This is a genomic window from Rossellomorea arthrocnemi (genome assembly GCF_904424705.1).
Taxonomy (GTDB): Bacteria; Bacillota; Bacilli; order Bacillales; family Bacillaceae_B; genus Rossellomorea; species Rossellomorea arthrocnemi.
Window position 1 is genome coordinate 63,590 of record NZ_CAJGBF010000008.1, and the last position, 18,311, is coordinate 81,900.

General features: G+C 41.4%; 23 protein-coding genes and 1 riboswitch. Of the genes, 3 read left to right on the forward strand and 20 right to left on the reverse strand.

The window, feature by feature from the left end:
* Positions 1–103: 103 nt before the first annotated feature.
* From BAA9072_RS12500 to BAA9072_RS12575, 16 genes are all read right to left on the reverse strand, one after another.
* Positions 104–1,489, reverse strand: coding sequence for an L-cystine transporter (locus BAA9072_RS12500; protein WP_201715021.1), 1,386 nt, complete (start codon positions 1,487–1,489; stop codon positions 104–106).
* A 108-nt stretch (positions 1,490–1,597) separates the two neighbouring features.
* The gene (thiE, locus tag BAA9072_RS12505; RefSeq protein ID WP_201715022.1) at positions 1,598–2,242 is read right to left on the reverse strand and encodes a thiamine phosphate synthase; all 645 of its coding nucleotides are present in this window, start codon (positions 2,240–2,242) and stop codon (positions 1,598–1,600) included.
* Positions 2,239–3,048 carry a bifunctional hydroxymethylpyrimidine kinase/phosphomethylpyrimidine kinase gene (thiD, locus tag BAA9072_RS12510; RefSeq protein ID WP_201715023.1) on the reverse strand — a complete coding sequence of 270 codons (810 nt, stop codon included), beginning with the start codon at positions 3,046–3,048 and terminating at the stop codon, positions 2,239–2,241. Before thiD ends, thiE begins: the two co-directional genes overlap by 4 nt.
* 18 nt (positions 3,049–3,066) lie before the next feature.
* Positions 3,067–4,089, reverse strand: a complete 1,023-nt coding sequence (locus tag BAA9072_RS12515) for a thiazole biosynthesis adenylyltransferase ThiF (protein WP_201715024.1) — start codon at positions 4,087–4,089, stop codon at positions 3,067–3,069.
* A complete protein-coding gene (locus tag BAA9072_RS12520) occupies positions 4,086–4,850 on the reverse strand; it encodes a thiazole synthase (RefSeq protein WP_201715025.1) in 765 nt (254 codons plus the stop codon). The genes BAA9072_RS12515 and BAA9072_RS12520 overlap by 4 nt, the downstream gene beginning before the upstream one ends.
* A gap of 1 nt (position 4,851) precedes the next feature.
* Positions 4,852–5,055 carry a sulfur carrier protein ThiS gene (thiS, locus tag BAA9072_RS12525; protein ID WP_201715026.1) on the reverse strand — a complete coding sequence of 68 codons (204 nt, stop codon included), beginning with the start codon at positions 5,053–5,055 and terminating at the stop codon, positions 4,852–4,854.
* 2 nt (positions 5,056–5,057) lie between these two features.
* Positions 5,058–6,149 carry a glycine oxidase ThiO gene (gene thiO, locus BAA9072_RS12530; protein WP_230980856.1) on the reverse strand — a complete coding sequence of 364 codons (1,092 nt, stop codon included), beginning with the start codon at positions 6,147–6,149 and terminating at the stop codon, positions 5,058–5,060.
* Positions 6,142–6,783, reverse strand: coding sequence for a thiamine phosphate synthase (locus tag BAA9072_RS12535; protein ID WP_201715028.1), 642 nt, complete (start codon positions 6,781–6,783; stop codon positions 6,142–6,144). The genes thiO and BAA9072_RS12535 overlap by 8 nt, the downstream gene beginning before the upstream one ends.
* Positions 6,773–7,576 (reverse strand): energy-coupling factor transporter transmembrane component T family protein, encoded by an 804-nt coding sequence (locus tag BAA9072_RS12540; protein WP_201715029.1) that lies wholly within the window; start codon positions 7,574–7,576, stop codon positions 6,773–6,775. The genes BAA9072_RS12535 and BAA9072_RS12540 overlap by 11 nt, the downstream gene beginning before the upstream one ends.
* Entirely contained in the window at positions 7,567–9,000 is a 1,434-nt protein-coding gene (locus BAA9072_RS12545) for an ABC transporter ATP-binding protein (RefSeq protein ID WP_201715030.1), read from the reverse strand. The genes BAA9072_RS12540 and BAA9072_RS12545 overlap by 10 nt, the downstream gene beginning before the upstream one ends.
* A 14-nt stretch (positions 9,001–9,014) precedes the next feature.
* A complete protein-coding gene (locus BAA9072_RS12550; protein ID WP_201715031.1) occupies positions 9,015–9,593 on the reverse strand; it encodes an ECF transporter S component in 579 nt (192 codons plus the stop codon).
* Positions 9,586–10,299: a thiaminase II gene (gene tenA, locus BAA9072_RS12555; protein WP_201715032.1), complete on the reverse strand. Its 714-nt coding sequence runs from the start codon at positions 10,297–10,299 to the stop codon at positions 9,586–9,588. Before tenA ends, BAA9072_RS12550 begins: the two co-directional genes overlap by 8 nt.
* 116 nt (positions 10,300–10,415) lie before the next feature.
* A riboswitch (TPP riboswitch) is annotated at positions 10,416–10,522 on the reverse strand.
* Between the two features lie 261 nt (positions 10,523–10,783).
* Positions 10,784–11,383, reverse strand: coding sequence for a response regulator transcription factor (locus BAA9072_RS12560; protein ID WP_201715033.1), 600 nt, complete (start codon positions 11,381–11,383; stop codon positions 10,784–10,786).
* Complete coding sequence (locus tag BAA9072_RS12565) at positions 11,380–12,516, reverse strand: sensor histidine kinase (RefSeq protein ID WP_201715145.1); 1,137 nt, start codon at positions 12,514–12,516, stop codon at positions 11,380–11,382. Before BAA9072_RS12565 ends, BAA9072_RS12560 begins: the two co-directional genes overlap by 4 nt.
* A gap of 110 nt (positions 12,517–12,626) precedes the next feature.
* The gene (locus BAA9072_RS12570) at positions 12,627–12,824 is read right to left on the reverse strand and encodes a hypothetical protein (protein ID WP_201715034.1); all 198 of its coding nucleotides are present in this window, start codon (positions 12,822–12,824) and stop codon (positions 12,627–12,629) included.
* A 248-nt stretch (positions 12,825–13,072) separates the two neighbouring features.
* Positions 13,073–13,354: a DUF6509 family protein gene (locus BAA9072_RS12575; RefSeq protein ID WP_201715035.1), complete on the reverse strand. Its 282-nt coding sequence runs from the start codon at positions 13,352–13,354 to the stop codon at positions 13,073–13,075.
* Between the two features lie 171 nt (positions 13,355–13,525).
* On the opposite strand from BAA9072_RS12575, the gene BAA9072_RS12580 reads away from it, so the two are divergent.
* Positions 13,526–13,831: a hypothetical protein gene (locus tag BAA9072_RS12580; protein WP_201715036.1), complete on the forward strand. Its 306-nt coding sequence runs from the start codon at positions 13,526–13,528 to the stop codon at positions 13,829–13,831.
* Between the two features lie 49 nt (positions 13,832–13,880).
* On the opposite strand, the gene BAA9072_RS12585 is transcribed toward BAA9072_RS12580, so the two are convergent.
* A complete protein-coding gene (locus tag BAA9072_RS12585; RefSeq protein ID WP_230980857.1) occupies positions 13,881–14,657 on the reverse strand; it encodes a phosphatidate cytidylyltransferase in 777 nt (258 codons plus the stop codon).
* Here BAA9072_RS12585 and BAA9072_RS24255 point away from each other — a divergent pair.
* Positions 14,572–14,904: a hypothetical protein gene (locus BAA9072_RS24255; RefSeq protein ID WP_230980859.1), complete on the forward strand. Its 333-nt coding sequence runs from the start codon at positions 14,572–14,574 to the stop codon at positions 14,902–14,904. The genes BAA9072_RS12585 and BAA9072_RS24255 overlap by 86 nt on opposite strands.
* Positions 14,894–15,448 (forward strand): hypothetical protein, encoded by a 555-nt coding sequence (locus BAA9072_RS12590; RefSeq protein WP_201715038.1) that lies wholly within the window; start codon positions 14,894–14,896, stop codon positions 15,446–15,448. The genes BAA9072_RS24255 and BAA9072_RS12590 overlap by 11 nt, the downstream gene beginning before the upstream one ends.
* Before the next feature lie 39 nt (positions 15,449–15,487).
* Here BAA9072_RS12590 and BAA9072_RS12595 read toward each other — a convergent pair whose 3' ends face one another.
* The 3 genes from BAA9072_RS12595 to BAA9072_RS12605 form a co-directional block, all read right to left on the reverse strand.
* Entirely contained in the window at positions 15,488–16,075 is a 588-nt protein-coding gene (locus tag BAA9072_RS12595; RefSeq protein WP_201715039.1) for a branched-chain amino acid aminotransferase, read from the reverse strand.
* 42 nt (positions 16,076–16,117) lie between these two features.
* Positions 16,118–16,870 (reverse strand): exodeoxyribonuclease III, encoded by a 753-nt coding sequence (locus tag BAA9072_RS12600; protein ID WP_201715040.1) that lies wholly within the window; start codon positions 16,868–16,870, stop codon positions 16,118–16,120.
* Positions 16,871–17,110: 240 nt separating this feature from the next.
* The gene (locus BAA9072_RS12605; protein WP_201715041.1) at positions 17,111–18,205 is read right to left on the reverse strand and encodes a PRK06851 family protein; all 1,095 of its coding nucleotides are present in this window, start codon (positions 18,203–18,205) and stop codon (positions 17,111–17,113) included.
* Positions 18,206–18,311: the final 106 nt, after the last annotated feature.

Below are 18,311 nucleotides of genomic sequence, written 5' to 3' on the forward strand. Positions count from 1 at the left end.
AGAATATAATCAGAATTTTCAATCATAAACACTTAAAGAACTGTCGCTTTTTTGGTTGAACTATAAAAAAACTGGCTCATAGTACTATGAGCCAGCCCGATATTTAAGCTTCCGTTTCAATTATATCTTTATTGTAGGTCCCGGTATCCAGTTCTCCCGTTACTTTACTCGTAATGATACCCGATGTCATCGCACCACTCACATTAACAGCTGTCCGCCCCATGTCGATTAAAGGTTCTATCGAAATTAAAAGACCCGCTAACGCCACTGGCAGATCCATGGCAGATAGGACGAGGATAGCGGCAAATGTTGCACCACCACCAACTCCGGCAACACCGAAGGAACTGATGGCAACTACAACAATCAGTGTGAAAATAAAGGAAGGAGTAAACGGATTGATCCCAACCGTTGGGGCAATCATCACCGCAAGCATGGCAGGATATACACCGGCACATCCATTTTGTCCGATGGATAATCCAAATGAACCGGAGAAGTTGGCTATTCCTTCTGACACTCCCAATTTATTCTTTTGAGTATGAATATTAAGGGGTAATGTTCCGGCACTGGATCTTGACGTAAAGGCGAACGCTAATACAGGAAAAGCTTTTTTCATATAGGTAACAGGATTCAGGCCGGTAAGTGTAAGCATGATTAAATGGATCAAGAACATGATGATCAATGCGATATAGGAGGCTCCTACAAATTCACCCAGCTTCATAATGGCATCGAAGTCACTCAGTGCAACTGTCTTTGCCATAATGGCAAGCACTCCGAATGGCGTCAGCCTCAAAACAAGGGTCACGATTCTCATAACGACTGCATAGATGGAATCCACGATTTTTTTGAAAAATTCCGCCGCTTCAGGTTCCTTACGCTGAACCCCTAAATAGGCAATGCCAATGAAGGCTGCAAAAATCACTACAGCTATGGTGGACGTGGCTCTTTCTCCGGTCAAATCAAGGAAAGGATTCTGAGGCAGGAGTTCCAGGATTTTTTGGGGATAACTTTGACCTTCTAAAGCCGCTGCCCTTTCCTCTAATTGGACACCCCTTGCCGCTTCGGCATTCCCTTGATCAATTTGGATCGCTTCCAGATCAAATGCTGCGGTTGTCGCAATTCCGACTGCAGCTGCAACAGCTGTCGTACCGACGAGCAATCCGATAATCAACACAGAAATTTTCCCAAGATTAGAAGATTGTTTCAATTTAGTAAAAGCTGAAAGGATCGACACAAACACCAGGGGCATGACAATCATTTGAAGTAGCTTAATATAACCGGTTCCAACAATATTGAACCATTCAATCGATTGGGTGACACTTTCATCACCTGCCTCATACACCCACTGTAAACCGAGACCGAATACAATTCCCAGCCCCAGGGCCGCAAACACACGTTTTGAAAACGAAACATTTTTTCTTTGCATATGAAATAGTACACCAATGAGAACAAGAAACACCAAAATGTTCAATAAAACAAACCAGACATTCATTCTGAACCCTCCCTCTTATTGGTTGTAATGATACAAGTTAGACCGGGGTCTACTGTATAGTATGATTGGGGAGGGCAAGATATGTTGCTTTGTCCGATCAATTTCGAATTAAAATGATTTTATCAGACTATCCTGTACCACTTGAAAGAGAGAATGAGACTGCTCCGGCTGTTTTGAAATCGCAGAGATGACAGCCACACCGTCTGAACCTGCTTCGATTACTTTATTGACATTGCCCGCATGGATTCCACCGATACCGACCAACGGGAGACGGATTCCCATTGCTCTTATGGATTCGATCACATTTGGACCCTGGACGATTCTGCAATCATTTTTTGTTGTGGTATGAAACATGGGTCCCACACCAAGATAATCGGCACCTGACTCTGATGCAAGCTGAGCTTCCTTTACATTATGGGCAGAGACCCCAATTATTTTATCACCTATTTTTTTCCGTACCACCTCGACTGATTCGTCCTCCTGACCTATATGTACACCATCTGCATTTAATGACAAAGCAAGCTCAACATCATCATTTATGATAAAAGGAACATTGTGCTTTTGACACAATTGTTGGAGTTCAAGGGCCATCTTCACCAAGGGCTTCCCTTTCAAACCATGGCTCCCTTTTTCACGAAATTGGAACATGGTAATACCACCTGCGAGGGCCTTTTCCAATACAAGAGCAGGGTGCTCATTGCAATTTTGACTGCCCATCACAAAGTACAATTGTAAGGATTCTTTAAGATTCATATTTTCATACCTGCATGATAAGCCCAATGATTCGTTGGTCCGTGTCCGTTCCCAATCCCAAGTGAATGTGTTATTGCTGCTGTTATAAATTGCTTGGCAGTATGAACTGAATCATAGACGGTGTGTCCTTTTGACAGTTCTGCCGCGATGACCGCAGAGAACGTACAGCCAGTTCCATGAGTATGGGGCGTCGAAACTCTTGGGCTCTTAAACTCATGAAATCTTGTACCGTCATAGAGTAAGTCAGTGGCATACAAGGATTGTGACCGGGATTCATGTCCCCCTTTTATCACAACATGTTTTGCCCCCATCTTTAAGAGGTCTTCCGCAGCTTTCTGACAATCGTCTTTATTCCGTATCTCTCTATCCGTCAACGCTTCAGCTTCTGGTATATTGGGAGTGATGACGTAAGCAAGGGGGATTAAGCAATCGATTAACGTTTGAACAGCCTTTTCTTCCAGTAAAGAAGCCCCCCCTTTTGCAATCATCACAGGGTCCACCACCAGCTTTCCCCACCTTGATGTGGTTAGGAATTCCGCAACAGTCGAAATAATTTCTGCATTCACCAACATACCGGTTTTAATAGCCTCTGGCGTTAAATCATCGGCTATAGAGGTCAGTTGTTCATAGACTTCCATTGCGGACATCGGGAAAACCCCCTGCACTCCTTTTGTATTTTGTGCTGTTATGGCTGTAATGGCAGACATCCCATAAACATTTAATTCCTGAAAGGTTTTTAAGTCTGCTTGAATTCCGGCACCTCCACCACTATCCGAACCTGCAATTGTCAACGCTTTTTGAACCATATCCTGCCCCTCCTTATATTAACCAAAATAACGGTGATAAATTGATTTTGCTTCCTTTATCTCTTTCGTTCCATGAACGAGTGCACGCCCATCAGAGAATAAAACGATCCTGAGGAAATCTACCTTAAACGAAATCAAATAGGGGTTCCTTTCCACTTGCATTCCTTGATTCTCAAGTGTTGTGGCTACACCCAAGAGATTAACAGAGTGACTTGACGCAGGTCGTATTTGAACTGAATCCCGACCACAAAGGACTGCCGTTTTTGTTTGATTCTCGTATTTAAGACTCGGATAAATCTTGTGATCCCCACATGAAGGGCATTCATCCCTTTTCAGTCTTGCCACGTCCAATGATGTATGTTCATTTTTCCATAAATCAAAGGAGACCACCCTATGACTAAGAGATTCATAGTCTTCTACCAAAATCTTTAATGCTTCCGTCGTTTGATAGGATACCACCTGTGAGACGGCAGGACTGATGATCCCAGCTGTATCACAGGTCAAGCCCCCTATGGGAACTTCATCGAGTAGACATTGAAGACACGGTGTGACCCCTGGGAGAATAGTGAATGAAATACCATAACTCCCTACACATGCTCCATAGATCCAGGGAATGGAATGTTTTTGAGAAACATCATTTATGATCATTCTCGTTTCAAAGTTATCGGTAGCGTCTATAATCAGATCCACTCCCAATGCCATGTTTACTAACTCTTCTGGCATGATATCCAGTATATGAGCTTCTATTTCAACCGTTGAATTTATCTCTTGAAGTCTTCTTTTGGCAGCTATTGCCTTCGGAATACGCCCTATCGCATCTTGCTCATTGTACAACTGCTGTCGCTGCAGATTACTCCATTCCACGTAATCACGATCCACAATCGTCAGCTTTCCGATACCGGCACGAACCAGGGCTTCTGCGTTCCCCGTTCCTAATGCGCCTGCGCCGATTACGAGTACATGCTTATCTCTTATTCTTTGCTGTCCCTCTGTTCCTATAGGAGAAAACAACTTTTGCCTTGAGTATCTTTCTCCAGTCAAACACTCATCCCCTCCATTGGGCTACTCGCCGCTGCGTAACGCTTTTTTGGAATTCTTCCTGCTTCATATCCAAAACGCCCTCCCTCAATGGCAAGCCTCATGGCATTGGCCATTTTAACAGGATCTTTCGCAGATGAAACCGCTGTATTCAGTAACACGGCATCTGCACCGAGCTCCATGGCAAATGCCGCATCCGCAGGAGAACCAATACCCGCGTCAACGATGACCGGTACCTTGGCCTGCTCGATAATGAAGCTCAGATTTACAGGGTTCACAATGCCCTGCCCGGATCCTATCGGAGATGCACCGGGCATGATGGCATGTGCACCCAATTCCTCCAATTTTCTGGCAAGGACCACATCATCGGATGTATAAGGAAGCACCGTAAATCCATCTTTTATCAATTCTTCCGTTGCTTTCAAGGTTTCGACGGGGTCGGGCAATAATGTTTTATCACAGCCGATCACTTCCACTTTAATCATGTCACAAAGTCCTGATGCCCTTGCTAATTGTGCATGCCGAACGGCTTCGCCGGCAGTTTTTGCTCCTGCCGTATTTGGTAATAGTGAAAAGCTCTCTAAATCCAGTTTTTCGAGAAAATTAGGTTGGCTGGGTTCGAATATATTCATGCGTCTTACCGTGAACGTAAGAATCTCCGCACCAGAAACTTCGACAGCTTTCTTCTGAATCTCAAAATCAGGATATTTACCAGTGCCTAACAATAATCTTGAATGGAATGAATAGTTTCCGATTTTCAACATCTCAACCGCCTCCTACAAATTGGACCAGTTCAATGGTATCCCCATCTAGAACTGTGGTCTTTACATGATCTTCTCTTCTTAAAATGACTTGATTCCGTTCAACCATAATCGTTCGATTTTCCAGCTTAAAATGATGAATGAGATCTTTTATCGTCAAAATTGTTTCCGGTACTGTCAGCTGCTGACCATTTATCCGTAAGTCCACTTTCAAAAACTCCCCACGTATGAATGTAGTTGATGATTCTCTTTTCCTTCAATAAGATCGGCAACGAGGACTCCCGTAATGGGGGCAAGAAGGATACCATTACGGTAATGCCCAGTTGCAATGGAAAGTCCCTCCCATATACCACTCCTCCCTATTCTAGGAAGTCCTTTTTGGTTCTGAGGACGAATACCTGCCCATGCTCTTTCCCAATGGGCGTAGGAAAGCTCCGGCAGTATACTTGTAGCCCTATTCATTAAATCCATCAGCCCGCCTGCGGAAATGGTTTCATCAAAGGTGTTGGGTTGCTCTGTTGCCCCTATCAAAAGCCGACCACCGGGCTTTGGCACGATGTAACACCCTTCAGTGAATATGGTTCTTTCCACCAGTTTTTTGGAGTATTTCACTGAAAAGCATTCCCCCTTGACTGGATAAGCATGAAGTGTAACGCCGACCCTCTCTAATAAAGATTGACTCCACGCCCCGCCTGCCACGATTGTTTCTGAAGCGTAAAAAGGACCAATGGACGATTGAACCCCCATTACCCTGTTTCCTTCAATCATAAAATCATATACGTCCGTATACTCCTTGACATCAGCACCCAACCTCTTTGATGCCAACCCGAGAGACTCTGTCAGCTTTGGTGCCGAGACATTCCCATCCCGCGGAATGAATAAGCCCCCTGTGACATGTTTTGATAGATAAGGTTCACAGGCTGATAGATTTGGTGGCGACATCCATTGAACTTGCTCAACTTCATCCGTTTTTGATGCAACTTCTAATAAAGTCTGGGCTTCAGCCTCTGTCCTTGCCAATTTAATCATTCCATTTTCCACATACTCAATATCCATACCGGATACTTCTTTTAGTTCTTGTGCCAAAACGGGGTACATATCCCGACTGGTCTGTGCCAGTCTATAAAGGGGGCTTCCCCCATTTAATTCCGTATGTACCCCAAGCATTCCAGCAGCAGCTTTGGAAGCCTTAGATGCCAATTGATTCTTCTCAAGTACCAATACATTCTTTCCTCTTTTGGACAGCTGGTAAGCAATGGAGCAGCCAATCACTCCTCCTCCGACAACCAAGACGTCATACACTGTCGTCAAACTGTTTCACCTCCTTATGCAATGCTTCATAATAAGACCGGGCTGCTTCAAGAGGATCCTTAGCAAGAAAAATCCCTGATAACACCGCAATACCCTTTGCGCCAGTCCTTACAATCTCTTTTACCCGAATGGGTGTAATACCTCCGATGGCGATTACAGGAACAGGGACCTTCAGAACGAACTCTCTTAATCTTTCAACACCTGTTCCAATCTTCCCCGGTTTCGAGGGTGTAGAATAAATGTTTCCATATATCAGATAATCCGCTCCTTGTTCATGTGCCTTTTGTCCTTCTTGAATCGTATGCACCGATGCTCCTATTTTCAAGGATGGAAAAACGTTCTTCACCATGCAGACAGGGGCGCTGTGATAACCAAGTTGCACTCCTCTTACATTATTTATACAGGCGATGTCTGCCCGATCATTGATACAAAGTTTCCTTAAAGGAACTCCTGCTGCTGCTAAATGACCAATGGTCTCTGTCAATTCTTTACCTGTCCACTTTTTTTCACGAAGATGAAGTATATCGACATAAGGATGAATGATTTTTGAGATTTCCACTAATTCTTCCCTTGATTGATTCCCTGTGGAGATGACATGTAATTGTCTCTTCTTCTCATTTTCCATAACGAACATCTCCAGTCGGTAAAATGGGTAGATGGATAGAAGTATAATAACTGACCAGCATCATGAGGAAGGTGCTCACGATAAAATAACCATCATATTTGGAAAAGCCTACCCTATAGAAATAGGTCCGTTGTCCATTTCCATCGAATCCTTTCGTTTCCATTGCCACGGCCATTCTGTGAGCCCTCCGGATACTTTGAGCCAGTAAGGGAATAGAATAAGATTGCATTTTATGGAATAGGTGTTTAATCCCCTTTTGTTCCCGGATCCCTCTGACTTTCATGGCATTGTGCAGTGTATAAAATTCTTCTGCCATAATAGGAATCAATCTAAGCCCAGCCATGAAACTATAAGCGTACTTCGGCTTTAATCCAACTTGCTGCATGAGGGAATAAAAGAGCAGGACGGGTCGGGTGGTAAGAGCAAACAATAGTCCTAATATAGCGAAAGCAAATGCCCTTAATCCAATATGGATCCCCCTGTAAAAACTTTCCTCTGTTATATGGATTAAACCCCATTTCAACCATGTCGTCTCTCCTTTACCAAACATAATCATTGAAGACGCTGTGGATAGAAAGACAAGCAAAAATGGCAGGACCAACAATAGGACCACTCTATTTGAGTATCCTGAAAATAACCACAGCAGTAAGAAATAGAACAAGTTCAAGTAAAGAAGCCAATTGAGATAATGAACAAATAACAAGAACAAAAAGATGCCTGTCATAGTCATTAACTTGATGGTCGGATTAATATGATGCATCCACGTATCCTTATGGCTGATTGTCATATCCATAATGCTTTACTCCCTGAATCTACTGCCTGAGTATCTTGGAGTAGTTGTCCCTCCTCTATTGTCCATACTCTGGTTGCATAGTGCTGGATGATCTTTTCATCATGAGTCACCATTAAAATGGTAGAGCCCTCCCTTTGATAATCTTGAAGCATTTCAATCAATGCAAAAGTATTCCGAGAATCTTGCCCGAAGGTAGGTTCATCCAGTAATAGAATTTCCTCATTCCTGACAATGGAGGCTGCGACACTCAATCTACGCTTTTGCCCCATGGATAAATGATAAGGGTGTTGAAACTTGAATGGATCAAGCTTGAATCGCTCAAGCAGTTCATTCACATTTTTCTTCACACTTTTTTCATCCATGGTCTCCAACCGGTAGCCATAGGCAACCTCATCGAAAACAGAATGAGTGACAAACTGGAACTCCGGGTTTTGAAAAACAAATGCACATTCCTGTGGAACCTTTTTTCCTTTTATCTGTTTTCCATTTAATTCGTACGTCCCGCTTGTGTGAATGAATTGCATGAAACTGTGAAGCAACGTTGACTTACCGGCTCCATTCCTGCCTGTTATAGCAACCCATTCCCCTTTATGAACCTTTGCACAGGGAATATGAATCTTCTCTTTTTTTTGCATATAGCCTTTAAAGTTTTCTAAGTTCACAATCACTTTTCCGTACGAAGGAACCGCTCTTGGTTGGCAGGATGACAAATAATCCTGCCACGCTCCCGGATACCAAACTCCTAATAGCTTCAAGGTTTCTTTGTAATGATTTAATATCCATTCTTTTGCACCATCAGCCAAAACAGCTCCATCAGCATTGAACAGAATGATCCGGTCAATGATCCCCAGAACTTGATCGAGCTTATGTTCTACGATTACTAACGTTTTATCTTTACATGTCTCTTTTATTGTTCTCCATACATCTTGGGTACTCTCCTCGTCCAATAGCGAGGTTGGTTCATCCAGGAAAAGAGTGTCCGGTTTCAATGCAAGGGCAGAGGCAATGGCCAATTTTTGTTTCATGCCTCCTGATAATGCAGAGATTCTTGTATGGGAATCTTTAAGTTCCAGCCCGACTTCCCCTAATAGTCTGTTAATGGTCCCTGTCATATCATCTCGGTGAATTTGTAGGTTTTCCAGAACAAAAGCCAATTCTTCATCCACAAAAGGCATGCAAAATTGTGAGTCGGGATCTTGAAATACATATCCCCATGATTCAGATACTTCGATGGAGGAAGCCCTCATGGGAACATCGATAGACCGGGGGATCACTCCTGATAAAGCATGTAGGAGCGTTGATTTCCCACATCCTGATGGCCCTAATAACAATACTTTTTCCCCTTCATGGATTGAAATGCTGATATCCTTAAACAACAGTTTTTCTGAGCCTGGAAATTTGAGGCGCAGATTTTCAACATGCACAGCCCTTCACTCCCTTACTGATTCAATGCATCGTATTCTTTTTGATCCACGCGTCTTACAAGGCTGGTTGCTCCTGTTCTTTCTAATGCCTTTACCAGATAAAATGACCCTATACCTGCAATGACAATAGATCCCAGTAACCTGGCAGCCACAAATAATAACAGATTCCAAAGAACCAGATCACCCATATATCCTTTAAAGTAATCCATAAAGATGGAACCAACTGCTGATCCAACTGCTGCAAAACATATGACGAACAGGTCATATCGTTTGTATCTTGTGACAAAGAAAATCAACTCTGCCAAGAAACCTTGAATGATTCCGAATAAAAGAACCTCCAACCCCCACTCAGAACCCATGAGAAACTCCCCTGAAGATGCTGCAATTTCTGCCAGCAGTGCAACGCCCGGTTTACGAATAATCAAAAATGCCACCATTGCTGCCATGAACCACATACCATAAATGAACTGGTCCGCATGTAACCCAAATGGCTTCAATAGATTATAAAGAGGTCCCCATAGCTTATAAATAATTCCGAACATGATGGAAATGACAACCGTTACTAAAATATCCGTCAGTTTTAATTTAGACATGTATTCCACCATTTCCCTTTCCACCACCTACAGTCAGGGTACGCTGAAACGGCCATTCTTCAAGTGTGTATGCCATCTCCCAAAACTGGAATTCGTAAATACTGCTCAATACAAAATTTTCTTTCATTCTTTCTTTATCAGATTCAGTCATCGTTTCTGCCAAATCATCAAGACGATTGATTTGTTCTACCACTAACTCTTTGAACCACTCGCCTCCATAAGCGGCGATCCATTCCTGATAGATCGGCTCTTCTGGTCTGCACGATTTCAACCGTTCTCCTATCTCGTGATAGAGCCAATAGCAAGGCAGAATGGCGGCCAAAATATCTGCCAGACCACCATATTGTGAGGAACGATACATGTGGGAGGTGTAGGCATAAGCTGTAGGAGCGGGTTTGAACTGCTTCTTCTCTTCATCCGTTATACCTAATCGGCTGGAGAAATTTTCATGTAGTGAAAGCTCTGCTTCATTCGTTCCTACAGCATGCGTTGCCATCCGGGAAGTTGTATGTAAGTCTGTTGCTTTGGATGCCCCCAATGCCTGTACTTTTGAAAAGTGTGAGAGATAATAGGCATCCTGGAGAATGTAGTATCTAAACTTCTCAATTGGAAGAGTTCCATCCCCGATTCCTTTTACAAAAGGATGTTGAAAGCTTGCCTCCCAAATCTCCTTTACTTCGTTTCTTAAGTACGTTGAAAATGTCATAACTTCTTCCTCCTTTTCCAGACGACCCGAATAGGCAACAAAAAAGCCACTTCCCATTATGCATAACAGCATACAGGAAGTGGCTTGAGATCAATTGATAGAGTACGACTTTTCGTGACCGTCAAACACCACTTCCCTACGCTGGTCTCAACCAGATCAGGTTCAAAGGGTCTTAAAGCATACTTTAATCTCAGCCTTTTAGAAGGCACCCCTAGTGGATCGTCTTATGAAATTTTGTTTTTCGATGTTATCGTATCATGATTATATAACTTGTCAACCGAAAAAAAGTAAACCATCCTTCTTCTTGTTTGTAGTCTGAACGTAATAATCCGTACTAACAAAGGTTTCACGGAGCTATTTTTCATAATGATATTTTTTTCTGGAATCGAGATTTTAAACCCAGATATGGAATGTACACGCGGAAAGAAATATTCAACCCATTTTTAGAAAAAAGCCGGGACATAACACTTTTGTTTCATTCTCTTTATTTAAACCATCCTTTTTCTTTTGATTGTGTGATGGCTTCGATTCGGTTTTTCACTTCCAGTTTGTCGAGGATGGTGGAAATATAGTTCCGCACTGTTCCCGTTTTAAGGCTGAGCTCATCTGCGATTTCTTTTGTGTTTTTTCCGTCTGCAACGAGTTCCAATACTTCTTTTTCCCGGTCTGTGAGAGGATTTTCTTCGCTGTAGACGTCATCCATCAGTTCTGGTGCATAGATTCGCTTACCTTCCATCACAAGTCGTATCGAATTCGCCAGTTCTTCACTGGGACTGTCCTTTAACAAATATCCCTTCACCCCACCTTTTAAGGCACGCTGGAAATAACCTGATCTGGCAAAGGTAGTAAGGATGATCACCTTACAATCCTCCCCTCTTAATTGTTCTGCCGCTTCAAGGCCGGTCTTTTTGGGCATTTCTATATCCAGGATGCAAATATCCGGTTTCAGTTCATGAACCAGGGCGATGGCTTCTTCACCATTGCCTGCTTTTCCTACCACTTCCATATCATCCTCGAGGCTCAATAAAGAGCCTAGTGCTCCCAGCAGCATCCGCTGATCTTCGGCGATTACAATTCGAATCATCCCATACCCTCCCTGTCTGTCTGCTTGATTACTTTCGGCACCCGCATAATCAGGGTGGTGCCATCGTCCGAAATAATATCCAGACTACCATTGACAAATTCCAGCCGCTCTCTCATCCCGATCAGACCACTTCCTTTGGACTGTGAGTAATCACAGCCGATTCCCACACCGTCATCTTTCACCACAATGGTCATCTCTTTATCCGATTCTTCTATGACGAGTTCACAGTAAGAAGCACTGCTATGTTTAACCACATTCGTTACAGCCTCTTTTAGACACATACTTAAGATATTTTCCATAAAGAGTGATGCTTGAGGTAGTGTTGTCTCGTCACTCATGAGGAATTCGATTTCAGCTGCCTTTAAGAGTTGCTTGATCCGGATAATTTCATCTTTCAGGCGGATCCCTCTCATCTGGGAAACCATGGTCCTTACTTCACTTAAAGCAGTTCTCGCCGTTTGTTGGACATCCTTCAATTCACTGCGCGCCTGCTCAGGATCTTTGTACACCAATTTTCTCGCCAAGTCACTTTTCAAGCCTATCAGAGAAAGCTTTTGCCCCAGTGTATCATGGAGATCACGTGCAATCCGCTGGCGCTCCTCCTGTTTAACAAGGTCTGAAATGCGTTTATTTGCATCTTCCAACTGATCTTCAAGCAGAACCTGTTTATTCCGATTATAAATATTGAACGGCAGCAAGATGACGCTGATCCAGATAATCAGAATGAAAGGGAACTGGGATAAGAACAATTCATCCTGTAAAACGAAGTTATAATTGATCGAGACCGTCGTCAGCACAAGATGTATAATATAAAGGGTCAAAAAAGCCACCCGGTTTTTTATATTCCCGTTATAGTAGGCAATGTAAAAAGCGAAATAAATAAAATTAAACTGAATGGTCATGGTGATCGAGATCGCAATCAATATCGATGTCCATAAATAGACCGGCCAATCTTTCGAGATGAAGGCAAAACGTAAAGAAATAAAAAAGGCAATCGTTAAAGAGATCCCTACTACGATTTCAATCGTAGATGACGACTGAAAGATGAAGTAAAAAGGCAGGATACTGATGATGCTCCATATGTATGGTGAAATCCCTGACCCTCTTTGAATTTTGATCAATTTTTTCGGCATTTGCATGCTGTAACCTCTTTTACTTTCAATATTTTGGTTGAGTCTCCTATATTGTTACATATACAATTCTGTTTTTCATTTACAGAAGAACTGTAAAAGGTTTAAAAATGCTAGTATTTGCGGTTTTGTATTCTTTTTTGCTTCTCCATGATTTCATGGGATTTATGAATGATATCTGTTAGGACGTCACCTTTATACACTTTTCCAACTTTTGTATTCTGCTGGTAGTATTCTACGATTTCTTCCAATTTCTCTGATGTTTCCTTATCAACCCTTACATTAAGTTGCATTTTTCCTTGATCCGACAAGGTTCAACCCCCTTTTCTATCATTGTGATATCACTTGCTATCACTTTGCTATTATAAGTATATCAAATGCTATTACTTATTAAAACCGAATAAATAGCTTATTAAACGAATTATAAGTAAAAGTAAGCAATGCTTCGTACCAGTTTTTAAAATAAAGACTGGCTCTTATTTACTGACAGAAACAAACACTCACTAACAAAAAGCATCATGCCCTCATAGCTGTAAGGAGGGCATGATGCTCTTATCATTTATCCGATATGTTCTTGACAGTATGAAAGAATGAGACTCTCTTCCTCTTCTTCAAGTTCAAAGTCCAGATACGACTCTGTGTTTCTTTCAATGATAGAGGATTGTACAATCCTTGCTCCATTCTCGTCGCGAACAAAAATGGCTTTTATGTAAATACCCTGTTCTGAATAGAGTTCATCGTCCTCAGGTACTTCGATATCAAGCATTACTTCATAACGATCTCCACTTAAAATTCCTGTAGGATCTTTTAACTCATCAGCATGGTGATTGGTTATATTCATTATTTATCTTCCTTTCAGTGGAAACATGTTTCCTTCCATCCTCCTATTATACACCTTTCGTCACTCTTTTTAAAAATGTATTACTCATAAGACTGAAAAAGGAAATGAATAGGCTTCTTCTCAGAACTTCGCTATAATACAGGGAGACATAAGTGTAAGGAGAGATTTTTCGTGAACTCAAAAGATATGCAAGAAAAAATCATTGAAAATTACCAGAAAGATGAGCATATGATGATCCTTGTATTTGCTCAGTGGTGTGTGAATCATGATCTTAATCCCGCTGAGCTTTATCAAAGGGCTTACCCCCATCAAGGAAAAAATCCTGCATTGCAGCAAGGAATCGACTTGACCGTTTCTAAAGAAGAATCAGAAGAAATCCCAGAGACCACCCTACTTGGGGTCCTTTCCCTGTTCGGGAATGATGAACTTGCCCATGTTGTTACACAAGAAATCAAAAAGCTTCCTATGAAAGAATAAACATAAAGTGATAGAGGGACGGACCTTCAAGGTCCGTCCCTCTCTGTTTTCACATAAAGTCAAAGTAATAACGAATGATGTGAAAGAAGATAGGTGATGTATAGGCTAAGCTGTCGACGCGATTAAGGTAGCTCTCTTTTAATGCAGCTAATCTTTCATGATCACCGATGAGGAGGTCCCGTTTTAATACGGAAATCGTCAAACTGCCTACAAAACCACTGATGCTGATGATTAGCCCTGAGAGAATCCCGAATTTCAAATCGAGTGGTGTCAAATAAGGGAACGTGTAATACGATACTACTGTCGTAACCACCATCGCCACCAGAAACCCTTCCCACGTAATGGAAGGATTCGATGTAGGAACCACCTTTCGCTTTCCAAAGTATATGGATGTCACAAATTGAGCGATGTCACTCACTTGGGTAAGTACAACCAGGAAAAGCACCATATTTGCACCATAAACTGGAGTTGCAATCTGGTAGTAAGCAAGATGACTCAAACCAAACACCATGAGCATGAGCCCCCATTGAGTAGAGCTGACCGAACGAAGAAATCCCAATGTCCCCTTCCCCAAAATCCTTGGCAGGGGCAACAGTAAAAATACGTATACTGGAATAAATACAATGAACATCCCATACCATCCGATATATATCCAGTAAAACTGAATCGGAATCGATAAATAAGCCCATAAGAATATTCGCCGGTCGGATTTCCGCGTTTTCATCATGGAGAAATACTCTTTGAGGGAAAAGAAGCAAAGAACCATTAACGAAAACATAGATATGATTGGATTGAACAAAGTCGCCAAACAAAAAACCACAAACATACCCCACCATGTTTTTACCCTTAGGGTGATTCTGGAAAAATCTTTTTCCCTTTGCTTTCTTTTAATCTGCAAAAACAAGATGTTGACAACAACCAATCCTATAAAAATAATAAATAAAGTCCAAATGGCTGATGACATTTCCATCCCCCCTATTAAAATGACCGTATTTAACCGGTTTTTATATTGTATAATTAAGCATATGGGAATTTCTACTACTTTAAAAGAGGGAATGAGCTATGCAGGATAAGTATATTTATATTTTACTGACAGATACAGGAACACTGTTTACAAAGTCCATTAAGAAATATACGAAGGCACCTTACAACCACGCATCGATCTCATTTGACCGTGAACTGAATGAACTATACAGCTTTGGACGGAAGCATCCTAATAACCCCATATATGGAGGGTTTGTAAAAGAAGATATCTTTCAGGGAACATACAGCAAATACCCTCAAACCACGTGCGTGATTTATCAATTGGAAGTATCAGGTCGAAACATCGAAAAAATGAAGCGAGTATTAAATGTATTTAAGAGAAGTCGGAAGAAATTTCTTTATAATCTTTTAGGTGTGTTCGGGGTATCCATGAATGAACCCGTCGAATTCAGCAATTCCTACTTTTGTTCTCAGTTTGTAGCAGAACTCCTTCAACGTTCCGGTATCCAACTATGGGATAAACTGCCTGCTTTGATTACTCCGGAGGATTTCAGGAATCATCCTAAATTACACCTTTTGTACGAAGGGAAATTGTTTGACTATGAGCCGGTCAAACGTAAAAAAGCAAAATAATATCCCCCCGAACTCATTCATTCGAGGGGGACGAACTTTTTATGCCTCATCCACGTTTTGCAGAAGATGAAACAAGAATTCATATATAAGCTCGTAAACCGATTGGATTGTGAGGCCATCATGAAAATCGGGGTGATTATTCAAAGTGAAATTCAAATCCCATAATCCGTCTTCCCCATTAAACAATAGGTCGTAAGAAGATTCACCTTGAAGAGCCTCTTCCAAGTACCCTTCAATCTGACTCCGATATTTTTTTTGGAGCTTTAATCCAAGCATCGCATCATAAGTACCAAACACATCGTCCACTTCCACAGAAACGGCTTCCACCCCTATTACAGAAAACCAAACAGATTCAAGGAAAACGAACTCATTTTTGTGCTCTTTCAGGTAAGTGATTGGCTGATTAAGAAATTCAACTGATTCTTGACTGGTGAGTTCTTCCGTTTCTTTCTCACAACGCTCGATGTACGCACTTTGAAAGCGAGAATCTTCTTTCGTGGAGACTATCTCATCAGCATCCACTAAGCCGTACTTTAAAGCATATTCTCTTTCCAGCTGAAATAAAGGAACAACTCCTTTTTCTTCTTTTGTTTCTTTAATGAATTGCTGCAACCTTTTACGTAACATTTTTTTCCCTCCGAATCAGTCGTTCTTTGCTCTTTGTATGTACTACTCTAACTCTAAATATACTGGACAATGATCACTACCGATAATTTCAGAGTGTATTTCAGCAGCTTTTATAGTGCCCGCAAGGACTTTAGACACAATAAAATAGTCGATCCTCCAGCCAATATTCCGTTCGCGCACTTTGCTCATATACGACCACCAACTGAAAGCGTCATCCTTTGTCGGATGTAAATATCGGAAGCTATCGACAAATCCTTCCTTTAGCAGCAAAGTCATTTTCCCTCGTTCTTCATCAGTAAAACCTGAATTCCCCCGGTTTGACTTATCATTTTTCAGGTCGATTTCAGTATGAGCGACGTTTAAGTCTCCGCATAGAATAACCGGTTTATGACGATTCAATTCCAGAAGATATTCTCTTAATGTATCCTCCCACTGAAGGCGTTCCTCTATCCTTGAAAGATCCCTTTTCGAATTCAGAGTATAAACATTCACCAAATAGAAAGAATCAAATTCGCATGTAATGACTCTCCCTTCCGGTTCTATATGTTCTTCATTAAAACCATAAAAAACAGCAAGAGGTTTCTGTTTCGTGAAGACCGCTGTACCAGAGTATCCCTTCCGCTGCGCGTAATTCCAATATTGATGATACCCAACTAAATCCAGTGAGATTTGCCCCGCTTGTAGCTTAGTTTCTTGAAGGCAAAAAATATCAGCATCCACTCCATGAAAGTAATCTAAAAAGCCTTTTTTTACACATGCTCTAATGCCGTTTACATTCCATGATACCAACTTCATAGTAATCTGCTTAACTCCTTTTCGCCTTTGGTTTTCCCTTATTATCCTACCATAAAACCTGTGGTTACCGTTCATTATACTAACATAACAAATCCACTTGTCGTTTATTATGTTAGTATAACTTATGTTTTTAATAGATATTTTCTCGCAATAAAAACCATGCATGAGCATGGTTTTTAGGTTCATCTACGGTTTAATATTGTACATAAAAATCATTACGTTCTCTCGATACTCTGTAAGCTACTTTTTTATAAACTCATTTATTTCCTGATAAATCTCTTCTCTAATTGTATTCACCTTTGAAAAGTCCATAGCTCTTATATAGATGGATTCAAGTTGTTCACGAAGGCATTTTGCTTCATTCAGATAAGAGATCGCTTCTTTCATTTTATCCTTATAGGCTTTTGTTGTTCTCTCTATATCAGAAGCAAATTTTTCATCTGTTCCTTGAGTAATGCATCTTTCATACATATCGATGATTTCATCAGATTCCCGATCAGGAAAGTACTCATGTGGTGCAGTACTATCGAAAATAGCGATTCCTTTTTCACGGATGATTAACATATCAAGACTATCGGGGTCAAACCCACAATGATAAACTTCAATATCATAGCCCTTCTCTTCTCCGGCAAAAGCAATTTTCTTTAACATCGTTGACTTTCCTGAACCTGCACGTCCTTTGATAAAGAAGCGCTTTTCGACATCTTCTGTTAAATTCTGAATGTAGTCAACTGCCCCATCAGGAGTTGCGGCACCTAAGAACCGATGTTTGACTGTAGAGGATTTAGAAAGGCACTTATTTTCAAAGAAATGTGAAATTAACTCATTTGTCAATTCATCCGCTCTTCCAAAGTCCATATTGGAAATGTAAATTTCTTCAATATCATCATGTGCACGAAGAGATGCTGCAAAGGTGTCATAGGCTTTCTGAAATAATGAAGCAATTTTATCATTTAACCCCATAATATTTTCCTTGTTCCGGGACAGTTCTTCCCGGTCCCATGCCAATCCTAAATTCACATACTCATCGATTACACCGGGTGCTTTGGGTTCAATAATATGAGGTGCTGTCCCGTCCACCACCCCCACACCAAATGCTGGAAGGAGAACTCCATCGATGGATTGATTATCAGAAGCACAATGTAGATAATCCACGTCTACCCCTTTATTCAGGAATCGTTCCCCCATCATCTTCATCAATGAGGATTTACCCGTTCCAGGACCGCCTTTTAGTATATATACCCTTTCCAAACCTTCCAACACCGAATCATATAGACTGTAAAAACCTTTAGCCGTATTACCTCCAGCAAAATAATGACGAATCTTGCCTGTCACGAAATCACCCTTTCCCATCATTTATTTAAACATATGTTGAGGGATCTAAATAGGTGAATACCCAAACTAAAACAATGAACAAAAAAAGCACTTCCACGAATGGAAA